Below are 16639 nucleotides of genomic sequence, written 5' to 3'. Positions count from 1 at the left end.
TGCAGCCGTTCCCGCTTTCGTGGCGGCTTGTTCGCTGGCAGGCACACCTGCTGCCGCCGCGGACATGCCCGCTCCCATCAGCGCGTCGCCCATCGAAGCCGCTTCGGGCTGGGCGCCCGGCGACGACACTTCGGACTACCATCGCCGCTACCGCTATCGCCGCCATCGCGGCGTGAGCGCGGGCGATGTGCTCGCCGGCGTGCTGATCATCGGCGGGATCGCGGCCATCGCGAATGCCGCGAAGAGATCCGACGATCGCCGTTACCGCGATCGCGACTACCGCTATCCGGACCAGCGCCGCGACGACTATCGTCAGGATTACGATGCGCGCGGCGTGGATCGCGCGGTCGAGATGTGCGCCGACGAGGTCGAGCGGAACACGCGCATCGGCAGCATCGATACCGTGAACCGGACCGCGAGCGGATGGCAGGTCACCGGTTCGCTCTATAATGGCGATGGCTTCACTTGCTCCATCGGGCAGGACGGCCGGATCGACGCTATCGACTACGGTCGCGGCGGATCGGGCTATCAGGGCGCGATGGGCGATTACGACGACGCGCAGGACTATGACGGGGCGGACCGGCAGGACGATCGCCAGTACGACAGCGAGTATTATTCGGCAGCGCGCTCGCGCATGGACGCGGATGGCGTGCCCACGCAGACCGGTGCGCAGCCCGCCTATCCGGGCGGTCCGCTGTCCGGCGAAGCGCAGGACGAACCAGACATTGAATACGGCAACGGCTACAAGGGCGTCGGCGCCGGAAGCTAATCCCGCTCGTAAGCCGGCAGCGACAGCTTCCATTGAATGGCGGCGAGCCGCAAGCCGAAACCGCATGTTGCGGCGATGACCCACACGGCGCTGCGGGCGACGGGTACGAACTCGCCCGCGACGGTCAGCGTGGCGGAGAGCGCAGCTGCCGTAACGTAAAGCTCGGGCCGCATCAGGATCGAAGGCCTGCCAGCTATCACATCGCGGATAATCCCGCCGACTGTGCCCGTCACCACGCCCATCACCGCTGCCGGCACGGGCGGTACGCCATATTGCAGCGCCTTGGCCGTGCCGAGAACCGCATAGGCCGTCAGGCCCAGGCCATCAGCCACGTCCAGCAGTTTTCCGTCCCACCATCGGGTCGGTGTGAACCAGGCGAGCAGGGCGATAGCCAAGCACACCACCGCGACCAGCCCGTCCTCGATCCAGAAGACCGGCGCGCCGATCAGCAGATCGCGCACGGTTCCTCCGCCGACGCCGGTGAGCAGGGCGAAGAACGCCAGCGTGACGAAGGTCTGCTTCTCCCGCGCGGCGACGAGCGCTCCGGTGAGGGCGAAGATTGCGACGCCGGCAAGGTCCAGCCAGTCTAGCACCGGGGTCAGCACTTCGGCGTTCACGCAGCGGCCTTTGCCTGGGTTGAGACGCGCGCCTTGCGGCGGCGGAACATCAGAATACAGCCCAGCAGCGATCCGATCACCGCCAAAACGGCGAAGAGGATCAGGATCGGATGATGCGTGTCCTCGCGCGTTTCGAGGTCCATGATGTGAAGGCCCCACATGACGTCGAACAGCCGCCACCAACGCGTGCGGACCGCCTCGATCCGGCCGGTCTCCGTCCCGACATAGACATGCGTCCCGTCTTCCAGCGCAACCTGCCATACAGGCATGGGCCGCCGGAAATCGAATGGTACGCCATCTGCGGAATAGAGCGTGGTGCTGGCGACCTTCTCACCGCCCTCGATCGCTTCGGCCACGATGAGTCGTGCCTCCACGTCGGACAGCGGGCTCATCCGTTCGCCATCGGCGCGGAAGCGGTCGCTTCTTCCGTCCATGTAGGTGATCCGCGTGACCGCTTCGCCGCGCTCCATTTGCGTCGCGACCAAGCGCACCGGCCTTGTCCCGTCGGACGCCAGGGCAATGGCGATGTTCGTGTCGGCCGGCAGCGGCTCCTCCGCCACATCCTTGCGCAGGTGATTGCCGCGCACCTCCTCGATAGGCTTGGCAACCATGACGAGACCCGTCACGGTCCACATCAGAATCGGCAAACCGACAAGCCAGCCGAGCCAGATGTGCCATTTGGCGAAGCGCCGCATGGTGCGCTGGTGTCCCATGATGTCTCGCCGTCCTCAGCCGTGCAGAATGCGTCCGATCGCCTCTGCCGCGGCAATGCAATCGAGATCGGCCCACCTGCGCGAAATCACCTGCATGCCGCAAGGCAGGCCATCGGTGTCGCCCACAGGCAAGACCGTCGATGGCAGGTTGGGATAGGTCGCCAGGCCCGCCCAGCAGAGCGCCGAGCCGCCCGGCACCTCTGCGCCGTCGATGGCGATAGTACCGTCGAACACCCGCCCTTCGCGATGCGGCACGGCGAGTACCGGAGCGGGCGGGCCAAGAACGAAATCATAAGTGTCGAACAGCGCCGCCCATGCATTCTCGTTGCGCGCCTGGAGGTCGAGCATGTCGAACCAGTCCGCTGCGCTGGCCCGCTTGCCATCGGGCGCGGGCGCGCCGCGCGCCATGGCGACGTTGAGCATGCGCATATAGTCGGATTGCTGGCGCTCGAGGTCGGGCAGCAGGTCGCTGGACCGCTCGATGCTCATTCCCGCGTCGGTGAGCGCAGTCAGAGCCGCTTCGATAGGCCTGCGGACGGCATCGTCGGTCGGGCAGGAGGGATGGTCCAGCAGCGCGAGAATGCGGCATTCGCCTAAAAGCTTGCCACGGGCCGTCAACGGCAGGCTGGCGGTAAGCTCGAGCAGGAGGCGCAAGTCCGCGGCATTGCGTGCCAGCGGCCCGGCGATGGAAAGCGCTCCGTCATGTCCGTCCGAGCCAGCCATCGCCGGATGGTCGTGCCCGTGTTTGGAGATCAGTCCCCAGCTTCCCTTGTGGCCCCAGATGCCGCAGAAATGCGCAGGCACGCGCACCGACCCGCCAATGTCGGAGCCGAATTCGCACGGGACCATGCCGCTCGCGACGGCAGCGGCCGACCCGCCCGATGATCCGCCAGGCGAACGCGCGTGATCGTGCGGATTGTTGGTCCGGCCATAAACCGGGTTGTTCGATTGCCAGTCCGCGAGATCGGGCGGGACATTCGTTTTCCCGACGAAGACCACGCCGGCGCGCTTGAGCCGGTCCACCACATGGGCGTCGCGAATGGCGATGTTCTCCGCGTATTCTTCGTGCCCCCAGGTCGAAGGCAGGCCGGCGATGTCGAAGCTCTCCTTGATCGTCATCGGCACGCCGAACAGCGGCTGGTCGGCACCGGCCTTGGCCACATCCATGGTGCGAGCCTGATCGAGCGCCCGGTCGAAATCGGTCACGACGACCGCATTGATATGCGCGTCGTCCTTCTCGATCCGGGCGATCGCCCCTTCGACCGCTTCATAGGGCGACATTTCGCCGCGCCGTATTGCTGCGGCAGTTTCGATTGCGCCCGGCTTCTGGGTCAGTGTCGGATAGGCCATGCATTCCTCCCGCCGTCAGTCTACGCCGCAAGAAATTGCACGCAAGCCTTACTCCGCGACTGGTGGAGCTTTGCTTTCCGCTCGCTCGATTTGCGACAAGGCAAACGCAAACCCGAGGATCGGGGCGGCACCATAGCCGATCAGTGCGCTGGGATAATTCGACAGCACGGCAGCGATGGAAAAGCCGAACAGGGTTCCCGCCAGCGTATGCCGCTGGGCCATGGGAGCAGGCAGGGCGTGCAGGATCAGGAGGAAACTCGCGACGAGGCAGGCCAGCAGGGCCAGAGCGGCGAGCGGCTGGACCACCGCGACATCGACCAGCACCCGCTCGACGAAGGGCTGGGCGGGCAATGCCCCGCGCACCCACATGACAAGCGTGGCGAAGAAACCGGTCCCGGCAACGACGCCATCCTTCCAGTCGCGCTTCGCGTTGTAGAGGCCCATGGCCGCGAAGGTGAGCGCCAGCCCGCTCGCGGCGTCGGGCTGGAATGCGGCAGCGAGGATGCCCGCCAGCAGGATCGGTGCCGAATAGTCCTCGTCGCGGGCGGTGAGTGCTGCCAGCATTGGGATGGCCAGCATGCCGGCGTGCAGCGTGAATGGTCCGAGTGGCAGCCAGCGGGCGATGCCGTTGACATAAGGGCCGGTGAGCAGCGGTAGCGCCAGCAGGACGAGCAGCGCCACAATAGCGAAACGTCGCGTCTTGGTAGCATCGATCTGCGGCAAGAAGGCGATAAGCGCGAGGCCAACCACCAACGTCCCCGCATTGACCATCAGGAACGACGCGGGCGCGCCCATCAGCCAAAGCGCGCCGAGCCCTCCCATGACCGGGAAGGCGAGGGCGAGCAGACCGACAAAGCCCGCGCGGCTCATTGCAAGACGGCAAGCCGATAACAGCCCGCACCGACGATTGCGACGCTGCGGGCCATGATCGGAGCCTCCAGCGGATCAGACGTGGATGGCTTTGCCCTGCACGGCCATCGCCGCTTCCTTGAGCGCTTCGGAATGCGTCGGGTGGGCGTGGCAGGTGTAGGCAATATCCTCGCTCGTGGCGCCGAATTCCATCGCCTGCGCCGCCTGCGCGATCATCGTGCCGGCGACGTTGTTGATGCACCATACGCCCAGCACGCGGTCGCTTTCCGCTTCGGAGATGACCTTCACGAAACCGTCGGGCTCGTGATTGGTCTTGGCCCGGCTGTTGGCCATCATCGGGAACTTGCCGACCTTCACCTTGGACTTGTCGCCGTCCATCTTTTCGATGGCCTCTTCCTGCGTCAGGCCCACACCGGCGAATTCGGGGAGGGTGTAGACCACGCCCGGGATTATGTCGTGGTTCACGATACCGGTCTGGCCCGCGATGTTCTCGGCACAGGCAATCCCTTCGTCCTCGGCCTTGTGGGCGAGCATCGGGCCGGGCACGCAGTCGCCGATCGCCCAGACGCCGTCCACCGACGTGCGGAAGTCGTGGTCGGTTTCGATCTGGCCGCGCTTGTTGGTTTCGAGGCCGATATTTTCGAGGCCGAGGCCTTCGGTGTTCGGCTTGCGGCCGATGGACACCAGCACGCAGTCCGCCTCCATCGTTTCGCTCTCGCCCCCATCGGCGGGCTCGAGCGTCAGCACGGCCTTCTTGCCCTTGACCTCCACGCCGGTGACCTTGGTCTTCATTTTGAGGGTCATGCCCTGCTTCTTGAAGATCTTGGCAGCCTCCTTGCGGACGTCGCCATCCATGCCGGGCAGCAGCTGGTCGAGGAATTCGACAACCGTCACATCCGCGCCGAGCCGATTCCAGACCGAGCCCATCTCCAGCCCGATCACGCCGCCGCCGATGACGACCATCGTCTTCGGCACCGCCTTCAGCTCGAGTGCGCCGGTGGAATCCACCACCACGCCGCCATCGTTGTCGATCTCGACATTGGGCAGCGGAGTGACCGAAGAACCGGTCGCAATGATAATGTCCTTGGCCGTGACGGTCTCGTCGCCGACCTTTACCGTATGTGCGTCCTGGAAAGTGGCGTGGCCCTTCTTCCAGTCGACCTTGTTTTTCTTGAACAGGAACTCGATCCCGCCGGTCAAGCCCTTGACCGCATCGAGGCGCTGCGCGTGCATCTGGTCGAGATTGAGCTTGGGCTTCACGTCGATGCCCATTTCCGCCATCGCGCCATTGGCGGCGGCGTCGAAGAACTCGGACGCGTGCAGCATCGCCTTCGACGGGATACAGCCGACGTTGAGGCAGGTCCCGCCCAGCGTCTCGCGGCTCTCGGCGCAGGCGGTCTTCAGACCCAGCTGTGCCGCGCGGATCGCAGCGACATAGCCACCCGGGCCAGCGCCGATGACAAGGACGTCATAGTCGTATTTAGCCATTTCAATTCAACCTTCGCGTGCCGCAAATACAGGATTCCAGTGTTGCGAGCGACATAGAGATTCAGCCGTCGATGGCAACCGTTGCCAAACGTCCTAGCACTTTATATAAGTCGTTATGGAAAAGGCACAAGACGTACCACCGGTCGGTCTGGGCACCTTGCTCCGGGCGGTGCTCGCCCAGCTCGAACCGGCGGTGGAGCAAGCCTACTCGGCAGCCGACCCCAGGATGCGGTCGCGGTACTACCCGATCCTGCGGCATTTGCTGATCCACGAACAGGCGAGTGTGGGACAGATCGCGGCAGCCGTCGGGGTGAGCCAGCCCGCGATTACCCAGACTATCCGCCAGATGGCGGAGGTCGACTTGCTGGACGTCAGGCCGGGAGAAGACCGCCGCGCGCGAAACGTCAGGCTGAGCGCCGCGGGGTTGGACATGGTCGAACGGCTACGCCCGGTCTGGAAGACCGTATCGGCTGCCGCCGACGGTTTGGAGCGCGACAGCGGCCAGCCGATCTTCGCCGCACTCGAGGCAGTGCTGGAGGCACTTTCGAGCCGGGGTTTCGCAAACAGGATCGCGCAAGAAAAAGGCACCGAAACATGAGAATTCTTTCAGCCGCAGCTGCACTCTGCCTGGCTGCTGCCCCATTGCACGCGGCTCCCGTAGACGAGAACGAACAGCGCGCCGCCTTGCGCGAAGCTGCCCGCATGATCGAAGACCGCTATGTCGCCGTGGAACGCGTCGACAAGCTTGTTGTGGCATTAAAGCAGCTGGAACGAGAGGCGACGACCACTGTCGAGGGCGAAGATTTCGCGGCCACTGTCACTGCACGCATGCGCGAGGTCTCGGGCGACGGTCATCTCGGCCTGTCATATAGCGAGCAGCCGATTGCGGAGCCCGAAGAGCCAAGCGAGCAGCTGACGCTCAACGACGATTTCGAGCAATGGTACGGAGCGCCGGTCAACAACGGCGTCGAGAAGATCGAGCGGCTGGAGGGCAACATCATGCTGCTCGACCTGCGTGCTTTCCCACCACCATCGATGGGCGCCGAGACGATCGCGGCTGCAATGAATGTCGTCGCGCAAGGCGAGGCGCTGGTAATCGATCTGCGCCGCAATGGGGGCGGGGCGGAAACGGTCCTGCTAGTGATGGGCTATCTGGTCGATCCCGGCAGCCCGTTCATGTCGACCTACGACCGGCCGAGCGACGCATGGACCCATCAATCGGTGCCCCAGTGGGTGCCGGGCAAACGCTTCGGGTCCGACAAGCCGCTTTACGTGCTCACCTCAAAGCGCACATTCTCTGCGGCGGAAGCGCTTGCCTACAGTTTGCAGGCAATGGGTCGCGCGACGATCGTCGGCGAAGTGACGGGCGGCGGAGCGCACCCGTTCGAATATCGCAAGGTCAGCACGCATTTCGCGCTCGACCTTCCCGAGGCGATGTCACGCCACCCGCTTACGGGCACGAACTGGCAGGACGTCGGGGTGACACCGGACTTGGAAGTAGCGCAAGAAGACGCATTGGCCGTCGCTCTCGAACTTGCGCGGAAGGCTATCGGCGAATGAAAAGGACTTGCGGGTCAGCCGGTTGATTGGCCGGTTGGCTCGTCTCCGATGCAGGCTCTCAAGACCTCTTCCACCCGTGCCGGGTTGATATCCAGCTGTCCGTCAGCGGAGAAATCTTTCTGAAAATTGTCCGCGCTGCATTCGCATGCGGCATCGATACGCTCCGCAGATATGCCGACACCTTCGGCGATACCCTGACACCGTTCGATATAGCGCGTGCGGACTTCGTTGCCGATCGCGTCACCCGCCATCTCGGAAGCTACGTCGCACCCCGCCAGCGCAAAGCTGGCCGCGGCGCATAGGATGAGCGCTCTCATGCTCCGGCTCCTCACAAATCAATCAGCATCCGCGTGGGATCTTCGATCGCTTCCTTGATGATCTTGAGCGCGGTGACCGCCTCGCGCCCGTCGATAAGGCGGTGGTCGTAGGACAGCGCGATATACATCATCGGGCGGATCACGATCTCGCCGTCGACGACGACCGGGCGATCTTCGATGCGGTGGAGGCCGAGAACGGCGCTCTGCGGCGGGTTGATGATCGGAGTCGACATCAGCGATCCGAACACGCCGCCGTTGGAGATGGTGAAGGTGCCGCCCTTCATGTCTTCCATCGTCAGCGTGCCGTCCTTGGCGCGCTTGCCGAAGTCGGCGATGTCCTTCTCGATCTGCGCGAAGCCCTTGTCCTGCGCGTCGCGGATGACCGGGACGACGAGGCCGTTGGGGGCCGAAACTGCGACCGAAATGTCGACATAGTCGTGATAGACGATCTCGTCGCCTTCGATATAGGCGTTGACCGAAGGGACATCCTTCAACGCCAGGCAGGCGGCCTTGGCGAAGAAGCCCATGAAGCCGAGACGAATGTCGTGCTTCTTGGCGAAGAGGTCCTTGTATTTGCCACGCGCTTCCATCACCGCCGACATGTCGACATCGTTGAAGGTGGTCAGCAGCGCCGCTTCTTCTTGCGCCCCCTTAAGGCGCTTGGCGATGGTCTGGCGCATGCGCGTCATTTTGACGCGTTCTTCGCGGCGCTCGCCTGCCGGAGCCGATGCGGTCGCGGCCTGTTGCGGCGCGGCGTCGGCGATCGAGCCGCTGCCGTCCTTCTTGGCCTGCGCGGCGGCGATCACGTCTTCCTTGGTCAGGCGGCCGTCCTTGCCGGTGCCCTTGATGGTCGAAGGATCGACGCCGTGCTCAAGAACCGCACGGCGGACGGCGGGCGAGAGCGTCTGCGAGGCGTCGGAGGAGGCTGCGGGAGCGGGGCTGGGCGTCGGCGTTTCCGAACGCTCTTCCTGTCCCTCTGCCCGCTCTTCCTTGGCGCGGTCTGCTTCTTCGCCGGTGGCAGCGCCGGTTGCGCCTTCTTCGATCACGGCAATAACGGCGTCGACCTCGACCGTGTCACCGACCGCGACCTTGAACTCCTTGATCACGCCGGCGACAGGTGAGGGGGCTTCGACCGCGACCTTGTCGGTTTCGAGGCTGATAATCGGCTCGTCCACGGCGACCGCATCGCCGACCTGCTTCAGCAGTTCGCCGACGCTCGCTTCGGTAACGCTTTCGCCCAGTGTGGGGACTTTGACTTCGGTGGCCATGTCGTTCGGGTTCCTTCTCTGGCCCTAAACCTTGAAACGGATCAATTGCACGTGGTGGTCGCGGCGGAAGTGTCGCCGTCGTTCAGACCCAGCGCGATGCCGACCAGCGCTTCCTGCTGGATCTGGTGGCGGCTGGCATAACCGGTGGCGGGGGAGGCAGCGACTTCGCGCCCGGCGTAGCAGGGGCGCATGCCCTTGTGTCCGGCCTGCTCGGCCGCTTCCTCGATCAGGCGGTCGACGAAGAACCACGAACCGTTGTTCTTCGGTTCTTCCTGGCACCAGACGATCTTTTCCAGATTGGTCATGCGCTTCAGGCGCACGGCCAGCGGTTCGCCGGGGAAAGGGTAGAGCTGCTCGAGCCGGACGATGGAGACGTCGTCCAGCCCGGCCTCGTCGCGGCGCTGCATCAGGTCGTAGGCGACCTTGCCACTGCACAGCACGAGGCGCTTTACCTTCTTGTCGTCGATCTCGGTCATGTCGGACTTGATCCGCATGAAGTGGTGATCGCCCATGAACTCTTCCGCGCTGGACTTGGCCAACGGATGGCGGAGCAGGCTCTTCGGCGTCATGATGACCAGCGGCTTGCGGAAGCCGCGCAGCATCTGGCGGCGCAGCACGTGGAAGTAATTCGCCGGCGTGGTGATGTTGCAAACCTGGATATTATCGTTCGCACACAGCTGCAGGAAACGTTCGAGCCGCGCGGAGCTATGCTCCGGACCCTGGCCTTCGTAACCATGCGGCAGCAACAGCACGAGGCCGTTGGCGCGCAGCCACTTGGCCTCGCCGGCGGCGATGAACTGGTCGATCATGATCTGCGCGCCATTGGCGAAGTCGCCGAACTGCGCTTCCCACATCACCAGGCTCTTCGGGTCCGCCATGGCGAAACCGTATTCGAACCCGAGCACGCCGTATTCGGACAGCGGGCTGTCGTAGACCTCGAACTTGCCATGGGGCAGGGTGGTCAGCGGGATGTACTTGCGCTCGTCCTTCTGGTCGACCCACACGGCATGACGCTGGCTGAACGTGCCGCGGCCCGAATCCTGGCCGGAGAGGCGGACGCCGAAGCCCTCGGTCACGAGGCTGCCGAAGGCGAGCGCTTCGCCGGTCGCCCAGTCGAAGCCTTCTCCGCTGGCGAACATCTCGCGCTTGGCATCGAGCACGCGGCCCAGCGTCTTGTGGATCGTGATGTCTTCGGGGACACTCGTCAGCGTGCGGCCGAGGCTGTCGAACAGCTTCTTCTCGATCCCCGTATCGGCATTGCGGCGCGCGTTCTCCGCATCGGCGGGCTTGTTCATGCCTGCCCAGCGACCACCGAACCAGTCGGCCTGATTGGGCTTGTAATCCTTGGCTGCGGCGAATTCTTCTTCGAGCAGGCTGGTGAATTCATCGATCAGCTGGTCGGCATAGCCCTTCTCGATGACGCCTTCGTCCTCGAGCCGCTTGGTGTAGAGCTCGCTGACCTTGGGATGCTGGCGGATCTCGTCATACATCAGCGGCTGGGTGAACTTGGGCTCGTCTCCCTCGTTATGGCCGAAGCGGCGATAGCACCACATGTCGATCACGATGTCGCGGCCGAACTTCTGACGGTATTCGATGGCCAGCTTGCAGGCGAAAGTCACGGCCTCCGGATCGTCGCCATTGACGTGGAGGATCGGCGCCTGGACGCCCTTGGCCACATCGCTGGGATAGGGGCTGGAGCGCGCAAATTGCGGGCTGGTGGTGAAGCCGATCTGGTTGTTGATGACGAAGTGCAGGCAGCCGCCGGTGTTGTAGCCGCGCACGCCGGAGAAGCCGAGGCATTCCCACACGATGCCCTGGCCGGCGAAAGCCGCATCGCCGTGGAGCAGCACGGGGAGGACCTGCTCGTGCTTCTTGAGGTCGTCGCGGATGGCCTGCTGCGCGCGGCTCTTGCCGAGCACCACGGGGTTCACCGCTTCGAGGTGCGACGGGTTGGGCACGAGGCTCATGTGCACGTCGATGCCGTCGAACTCGCGGTCGGTGCTGGTGCCGAGGTGGTATTTCACATCGCCCGAACCGCCGACATCGTCGGGGTTGGAGGACCCGCCGGAAAATTCGTGGAAGATGACCTTGTACGGCTTGCCCATCACGTTCGCGAGCACGTTCAGGCGGCCGCGGTGGGCCATGCCGTAGATGATTTCGCGCACGCCGAGCTGGCCGCCGTACTTGATGACCGCTTCGAGTGCGGGGATCATGGATTCGCCGCCATCGAGGCCGAAGCGCTTGGTGCCGACGTATTTCTTGCCGAGGAACTTCTCGTACTGCTCACCGCGGATCACGGCGGCGAGGATCGCGCGCTTGCCCTCGTCGGTGAACTGGATCGTGTCTTCGGGCGTCTCGAACTTGTCCTGGAGGAAGCGGCGTTCCTCCGTGTCCGAGATGTGCATGTATTCGAGGCCGACATTGCCGCAATAGGTTGCGCGCAGGGCATCGTAGAGCTCGCGCACGGTAACCCATTCGAAGCCGAACACGCCGCCGACATAGACCTCGCGGTCGAGTTGGCCGTCGAAGCCGTGCCATTCGAGCTTCAGGTCGTCGGGCACTTCGCGATGCGACAAGCCCAGCGGGTCGAGATCGGCTGCCAAATGCCCGCGTACACGATAGAGCCGCACCAGCAGCATCGCACGGATGCTGTCATCCGCGGCCTTTTCCAGCGCCTTGGGGTCGAGCTGCTTGCCGGCTTTTTCCGCCGCTTGCGCGACCGCAACGCGCATCTGCGTGGGGTCGAGCGCGGCGGTCAGATCCGCCCCGCTGTCGACCACTTCGGCCAGCCAGCGCGGGTTGCCCCAGCTCGGACCCTGCTGCGGGCCTTCCTGATCGCCCATCTCGGGCAGGAAATCGTGGCTCTCGTTACCCATCGGGTCCCTTTCGCACCGACCCTAATGTCGGTTCATAATGCCAATGCTTCGGCGGTGCGGAAGGCTCCCGGGGAGGAGACGGCCTGTCCGCTGCGAAGGCTCAGGCGAGTTCCTTCAGCAGGCTGTCAAGCGTCGTGCCGAGTTCGGAGGGCGAGGGCGACACGCGGATGCCGGCCTTCTCCATCGCCTCGATCTTGTCCTCGGCGCCGCCCTGGCCGCCGCTGACGATGGCGCCTGCGTGGCCCATGCGGCGGCCCGGAGGCGCCGTGCGACCGGCGATGAAGCCGACGGTGGGCTTTTCGAGACCCTTCTTGCGCTGGTGCGCGATGAATTCCGCCGCTTCCTCTTCCGCGCTGCCGCCGATCTCGCCGATCATGATGATCGACTTGGTGGCATCGTCCTTGAGGAACAGGTCGAGCACGTCGATGAAGTTGGTGCCGTTGACCGGGTCGCCGCCGATGCCGACTGCCGTGGTCTGGCCGAGGCCGACCATGGTGGTCTGGTGGACGGCTTCATAGGTCAACGTGCCCGAGCGCGAGACCACGCCGACGCTGCCCTGCTTGAAGATGGAGCCGGGCATAATGCCGATCTTGCATTCGCCGGGCGTCAGCACGCCGGGGCAGTTCGGGCCGATCAGGCGCGACTTGCTGCCTTCGAGGGCGCGCTTCACGCGCACCATGTCGAGCACGGGAATACCTTCGGTGATGGCGACGATCAGCTCGATCTCCGCATCGATCGCCTCGAGGATCGAGTCCGCAGCGAAGGGCGGCGGCACGTAGATGCACGAGGCGGTCGCCCCGGTCGCATGCTTGGCCTCGGCGACGGTGTTGTAGACCGGCAGGCCGATGTGCTCGGTCCCGCCTTTGCCCGGCGTGACGCCCGCAACCATCTGCGTCCCGTAATCGAGCGCCTGCTGCGTGTGGAACGTGCCGGTGTCGCCGGTCATCCCCTGGGTGATGACCTTGGTGTTCTTGTCTACGAGGATGGACATTCTAGTTTGCTCCTAGTGTATCTGACATCAGCACAACTCCAGTGAAGCGTAACATTTCTGCAGCAGGACTGTCGGCAGGCACATAAAAAATTCTGAAACTGTCGTGTTCTGGATTCAATCCGGGGGTCCATTCGCTTCGTTGAATTTCTGGACGGTCAAGCAGGTTGTCCGGCTCGCGCCCCAGTTGACGCTCTCCAAAGCTCGGTGGGATTGAGCGCGATTCTCCGAAATCATAGAGCTGGCAACCACTTACCCGAGACCCATCCAAAACATATTCGTCGAGGATGATGAAGACTTTCTCATCGGCCACCGTTTTCTCAAACGCTTGCAACGGGCTCATCGTAGCGTCTTCCGCTGCAACCGCACCTAGTGCCAATTCATTAGAGAACGCGATAAAGTCTGCCAGCTCTCCGGCCTGATCTTCTGCGTCAACCTTTCGCCAGCCACGCGCTTCCAATCGAGCGGCGGTGCTCGCTTGGTTTTCGATTGGACCGCATCCATCACGGAACGCTTCGAATACTTCATCCGCCGGATAGGTTTCGTCCTGCGCCGAAGCCGGCGAAGCAAGGGCGAACGAAGCGATCGTGAGTAAGAAAGTCCGCATCACGCCAGCGAGCTATCCAGCCCCTTGCACGCTTCCAGCAGTTCCTCGACCGCGTCGGTCGAGACCTTGAGGTTGCTCTTTTCCTCGTCCGAGAGCTCGATCTCGATCACTTCCTCGGTGCCGCCTGCCCCGATCACGGTGGGCACGCCCACATACAGCCCGTCGAGGCCGTACTTGCCTTCGACATAGCTGGCGCAGGGGAGGACGCGCTTCTGGTCGCCGAGATAGGCTTCGGCCATGCTGATTGCGCTGGTGGCAGGCGCGTAATAGGCCGAGCCGTTGCCGAGCAGGCCGACGATCTCGCCGCCGCCGCCGCGGGTGCGCTTGACGATCTCGTCGATGCGATCGGCCGAGACGCCCTTGATCTTGGCATAGTCGTTGACCGGGATGCCGTTGATCGTGGTGTAGCTGGTGACGGGGACCATGGTGTCGCCGTGGCCGCCGAGGACGAAGGCGTTCACATCCTTCACCGACACGTCGAATTCCCAGGCGAGGAAGGTGGCGAAGCGCGCGCTGTCGAGCACGCCGGCCATGCCGACGACCTTGTTGTGCGGCAGGCCGCTGAACTCGCGCAGCGCCCAGACCATCGCGTCGAGCGGGTTGGTGATGCAGATCACGAAGGCGTCGGGACAGTTGTTTTTGATGCCTTCGCCGACGGCCTTCATCACCTTGAGATTGATGCCGAGAAGGTCGTCGCGGCTCATGCCGGGCTTGCGCGGGACACCGGCGGTGACGATCACGACGTCGGCGCCGGCGATGTCGGCATAATCGTTCGTGCCGGTGATCTTCGCATCGAAACCTTCGATCGGGCCGCACTGGCTGAGATCAAGCGCCTTGCCCTGGGGCATGCCCTCGGCAATGTCGAACAGGACGATATCGCCCATTTCCTTCTTCGCGGCGAGGTGGGCGAGGGTGCCGCCGATCATGCCGGAGCCGATGAGCGCGATCTTCTTGCGTGCCATGTAGGGGAGGGTCCTTGTCCTGTCGCGGGACCGATCATGAAACACGAGAGACCGATAAGTGGGCCATGCCGTAAGTGTCCCGCGAAGGCGGCACGGCACCCGGTCGATTGCGAGTGCGACCTAGGCTCCCACGCACACGAATGCAACCGGCAATCGGCTGGCTAGTTCACATATCTTTGAGAATGGTTCGCAGTAGCAATAAGCGTTGCTAGGCTTGGTTCACAAGAGCTCAACCGGCCACCGCCCGGAAAGTTTCAGTAGATGAGCGCGCTCGTCGTATCGAGGCGGCGGACGAGGTCTTCCGCCACGCGGCGATCCAATGTCCGGCAGACCTCCAGCCACCATTCGTAGCTTTCCGTATCGCCGGTGAAATGCGCCTGTTCCGCCTGGTTGCGCGCCTCGCGTGCCGCGCCGAGACCGTGCTGCGCGAAGTGCTTCAACGCCGCGCGCATCATCGTGTCGAAGGAGCTTTCGACCACCACGTCGCCGCCAGCCACGCCATTGTCATTGGCCGCGCGGCCCAGCGCCTTGCGGGCCAGCGCGCGTGCGATCGGCGAATGGGCGGTGGAGCGGGCGGCGGCGAAGTGAACGGGCATGGGCAGTTGTCCTGCTTTCTGTGGCGGCGCGCTGCGTCGCGCTCACCCGGCTTTAGCGGGAGGCACCTAAGCTTGTGTTCCGCGGTATGGTTGTGAAGACGTAAATCTTTGTCTTCACTGGCAGACGCGACGGCCTATTCGCTCTTGCCAGGCTCCCTGATCCAGCGCCCGCTATTGGCATACTCCTCGCGTACACGGCCTGACGAGGGCAGGTTGTCGTCCTTGGCGGGAGCTGCCGTTGCCTGCTTCGCGGGTGCGCCGACCGGTACGTCGGGCGTCCGGTCCGCACCGATCGCGGAGTTCGGCGGTGGCGCAGCTGCTGCGACCGGGCCGGGCACGTCGGTCTCGGCGCGGCGCACAGCGGGTGCCGCGGCACCCGGCTCCACGCCCGCATATGCATCGGTGAAGGCGCCCGAGCGTCCGGCGGAACCCTTCCAGCGATAAAACCGATGCGCGCCGATGGTGCGAATGTAATCGAGGCTCGACGCCCAATAGGGATTCACGTAATTCGTATGATAGTGGGTGGCGAGGCCGATGGGGCCGTAGACATCGCCCGCGAGAGCCGCCAGCGCGATCGACTGGGCGCGCGCATAACCGCCGCGCGACGGGGTGCGACGCATCGACCCGTCGCAGGTGAAAGAGAACTGGCAGCCGGTCTTGCGCTCCGATCCCTGGAACACGACGCCGCAGACGCTGGCCGGATAGGCGGGGTGCGCCACGCGGTTGAGCACCACCTGCGCCACCGCCTGCTGGCCTCCGTAGCTCTCGCTCGCCGCCTCGTAATAGATCGCCATCGACAGGCATTGCAGTGCCCGCGCCTTGTCGAGCCCGCCGCCCGCCTGCCGGAAGGCCTGCGCCGCCGCGCCCGCGCCGTGGCTTTCAGCAAATTCTACCGTTTCCAGCGTGCCTTCTTCCTCGCGCAGGTCGGCGAGATCGGTGGCGAGGCGGGGCGCGTCCTCGAGGTAATAGAAGGCCGATCCGGGGAAGCTCTCCCCCGCCGTCTCGAACGGCATCGGCGTCAGCGCGACGCGCTCTTCCTCGAGGCCGATGGCACTGCGCAGGTTGGAGCCGAGTTCGCCTTGTGCCGCATAGGTCGGCAAGGCGATGGCAAGTGCGAGCGCGCCGAGGCGCACAGCCATCTGGCGCCTGTCGCGCTGGCGTTCGGCCCGGCGCTGCGCGCGCGTCGGCGCAGGGCGCTCGCTGCGCTCTTTACCGCTATCGCTTTCAGCCCTGCTGGCCAAATGCCGTAATCCTTTCGCGCCCTGCATAGCCTTTCGCGAGATATTGCGGGAGTGGCTGCAGGTCCGGGTCCCGCCACGGGACGTCCTTCGCCGCGCCCCTTACCACGCAAATACTTAATGCGAACTCCAACTTGTGCGCCGCAATATCGCGGTGTAGGGGCGCGCCTGCGTCATGGGTTGGCCTGTTCGCGCAGGCCCGAAGAGGGAAGGAGGTGCGATACCTCCGCTGCCCCCGCAACTGTGACCGGTGAGGCGCGCTCCATCATGCCACTGTCCATGCGGGCGGGAAGGCGGGGCGCAGCCGGCGATCCGGGAGCCAGGAGACCTGCCCATGCGTGTCGTTCGGCCGCGGGCGGGGTGTACCGATGGCAAACGTGGATGCGAGCAATCCCGCTCCCTCCCGTCATGAGCGACGTT

Annotated in this window: 16 protein-coding genes and 1 riboswitch; of the genes, 3 read left to right on the top strand and 13 right to left on the bottom strand. The window is 64.4% G+C overall.

Features of this window, described 5'->3' with window-relative positions:
* The first annotated feature begins 64 nt into the window (after positions 1-64).
* Positions 65-769: a hypothetical protein gene (locus tag Q9K02_RS10785; protein ID WP_305932901.1), complete on the top strand. Its 705-nt coding sequence runs from the start codon at positions 65-67 to the stop codon at positions 767-769.
* On the opposite strand, the gene Q9K02_RS10780 is transcribed toward Q9K02_RS10785, so the two are convergent.
* The 5 genes from Q9K02_RS10780 to lpdA form a co-directional block, all read right to left on the bottom strand.
* On the bottom strand, positions 766-1386 hold the full coding sequence (locus tag Q9K02_RS10780; RefSeq protein WP_278328312.1) for a trimeric intracellular cation channel family protein: 621 nt from the start codon (positions 1384-1386) through the stop codon (positions 766-768). The two genes, Q9K02_RS10785 and Q9K02_RS10780, sit on opposite strands and share 4 nt — an antisense overlap.
* Positions 1383-2099, bottom strand: a complete 717-nt coding sequence (locus Q9K02_RS10775; protein WP_305932900.1) for a PepSY domain-containing protein — start codon at positions 2097-2099, stop codon at positions 1383-1385. The genes Q9K02_RS10780 and Q9K02_RS10775 overlap by 4 nt, the downstream gene beginning before the upstream one ends.
* Before the next feature lie 15 nt (positions 2100-2114).
* Positions 2115-3449: an amidase family protein gene (locus Q9K02_RS10770; protein WP_305932899.1), complete on the bottom strand. Its 1335-nt coding sequence runs from the start codon at positions 3447-3449 to the stop codon at positions 2115-2117.
* A gap of 48 nt (positions 3450-3497) precedes the next feature.
* Positions 3498-4319 (bottom strand): hypothetical protein, encoded by an 822-nt coding sequence (locus tag Q9K02_RS10765; protein WP_305932898.1) that lies wholly within the window; start codon positions 4317-4319, stop codon positions 3498-3500.
* 75 nt (positions 4320-4394) lie between these two features.
* Entirely contained in the window at positions 4395-5807 is a 1413-nt protein-coding gene (lpdA, locus tag Q9K02_RS10760; protein WP_305932897.1) for a dihydrolipoyl dehydrogenase, read from the bottom strand.
* 115 nt (positions 5808-5922) lie between these two features.
* Between lpdA and Q9K02_RS10755 the strand changes: the two genes are divergently transcribed.
* Both Q9K02_RS10755 and Q9K02_RS10750 read left to right on the top strand, forming a co-directional pair.
* A complete protein-coding gene (locus tag Q9K02_RS10755) occupies positions 5923-6405 on the top strand; it encodes a MarR family winged helix-turn-helix transcriptional regulator (protein ID WP_305932896.1) in 483 nt (160 codons plus the stop codon).
* Positions 6402-7367 (top strand): S41 family peptidase, encoded by a 966-nt coding sequence (locus Q9K02_RS10750; protein ID WP_305932895.1) that lies wholly within the window; start codon positions 6402-6404, stop codon positions 7365-7367. The genes Q9K02_RS10755 and Q9K02_RS10750 overlap by 4 nt, the downstream gene beginning before the upstream one ends.
* Positions 7368-7381: 14 nt before the next feature.
* Here the strand turns inward: Q9K02_RS10750 and Q9K02_RS10745 are convergent, their stop codons facing one another.
* The 8 genes from Q9K02_RS10745 to Q9K02_RS10710 form a co-directional block, all read right to left on the bottom strand.
* A complete protein-coding gene (locus Q9K02_RS10745; protein ID WP_305932894.1) occupies positions 7382-7684 on the bottom strand; it encodes a hypothetical protein in 303 nt (100 codons plus the stop codon).
* Between the two features lie 11 nt (positions 7685-7695).
* Positions 7696-8952 (bottom strand): 2-oxoglutarate dehydrogenase complex dihydrolipoyllysine-residue succinyltransferase, encoded by a 1257-nt coding sequence (odhB, locus tag Q9K02_RS10740; RefSeq protein WP_305932893.1) that lies wholly within the window; start codon positions 8950-8952, stop codon positions 7696-7698.
* A gap of 41 nt (positions 8953-8993) precedes the next feature.
* Positions 8994-11828 carry a 2-oxoglutarate dehydrogenase E1 component gene (locus tag Q9K02_RS10735; RefSeq protein ID WP_305932892.1) on the bottom strand — a complete coding sequence of 945 codons (2835 nt, stop codon included), beginning with the start codon at positions 11826-11828 and terminating at the stop codon, positions 8994-8996.
* Between the two features lie 100 nt (positions 11829-11928).
* Positions 11929-12819, bottom strand: coding sequence for a succinate--CoA ligase subunit alpha (gene sucD / locus Q9K02_RS10730; RefSeq protein WP_305932891.1), 891 nt, complete (start codon positions 12817-12819; stop codon positions 11929-11931).
* Between the two features lies 1 nt (position 12820).
* Positions 12821-13426, bottom strand: coding sequence for a hypothetical protein (locus Q9K02_RS10725; RefSeq protein WP_305932890.1), 606 nt, complete (start codon positions 13424-13426; stop codon positions 12821-12823).
* Positions 13423-14385 (bottom strand): malate dehydrogenase, encoded by a 963-nt coding sequence (gene mdh, locus Q9K02_RS10720; RefSeq protein ID WP_278328324.1) that lies wholly within the window; start codon positions 14383-14385, stop codon positions 13423-13425. The genes Q9K02_RS10725 and mdh overlap by 4 nt, the downstream gene beginning before the upstream one ends.
* 254 nt (positions 14386-14639) lie before the next feature.
* Positions 14640-14981, bottom strand: coding sequence for a hypothetical protein (locus Q9K02_RS10715; RefSeq protein ID WP_305932889.1), 342 nt, complete (start codon positions 14979-14981; stop codon positions 14640-14642).
* Between the two features lie 134 nt (positions 14982-15115).
* Positions 15116-16222, bottom strand: coding sequence for a cell wall hydrolase (locus tag Q9K02_RS10710; protein ID WP_305932888.1), 1107 nt, complete (start codon positions 16220-16222; stop codon positions 15116-15118).
* Positions 16223-16393: 171 nt separating this feature from the next.
* Positions 16394-16556, top strand: a riboswitch (cobalamin riboswitch).
* The last annotated feature ends 83 nt before the right edge of the window (positions 16557-16639 follow it).

The sequence above is a fragment of the Qipengyuania profundimaris genome (genome assembly GCF_030717945.1).
Taxonomy (GTDB): Bacteria; Pseudomonadota; Alphaproteobacteria; order Sphingomonadales; family Sphingomonadaceae; genus Qipengyuania; species Qipengyuania profundimaris.
The sequence above is the reverse complement of the archived record's forward strand: the minus strand, read 5'-3'. Positions and strand labels throughout refer to the sequence as shown.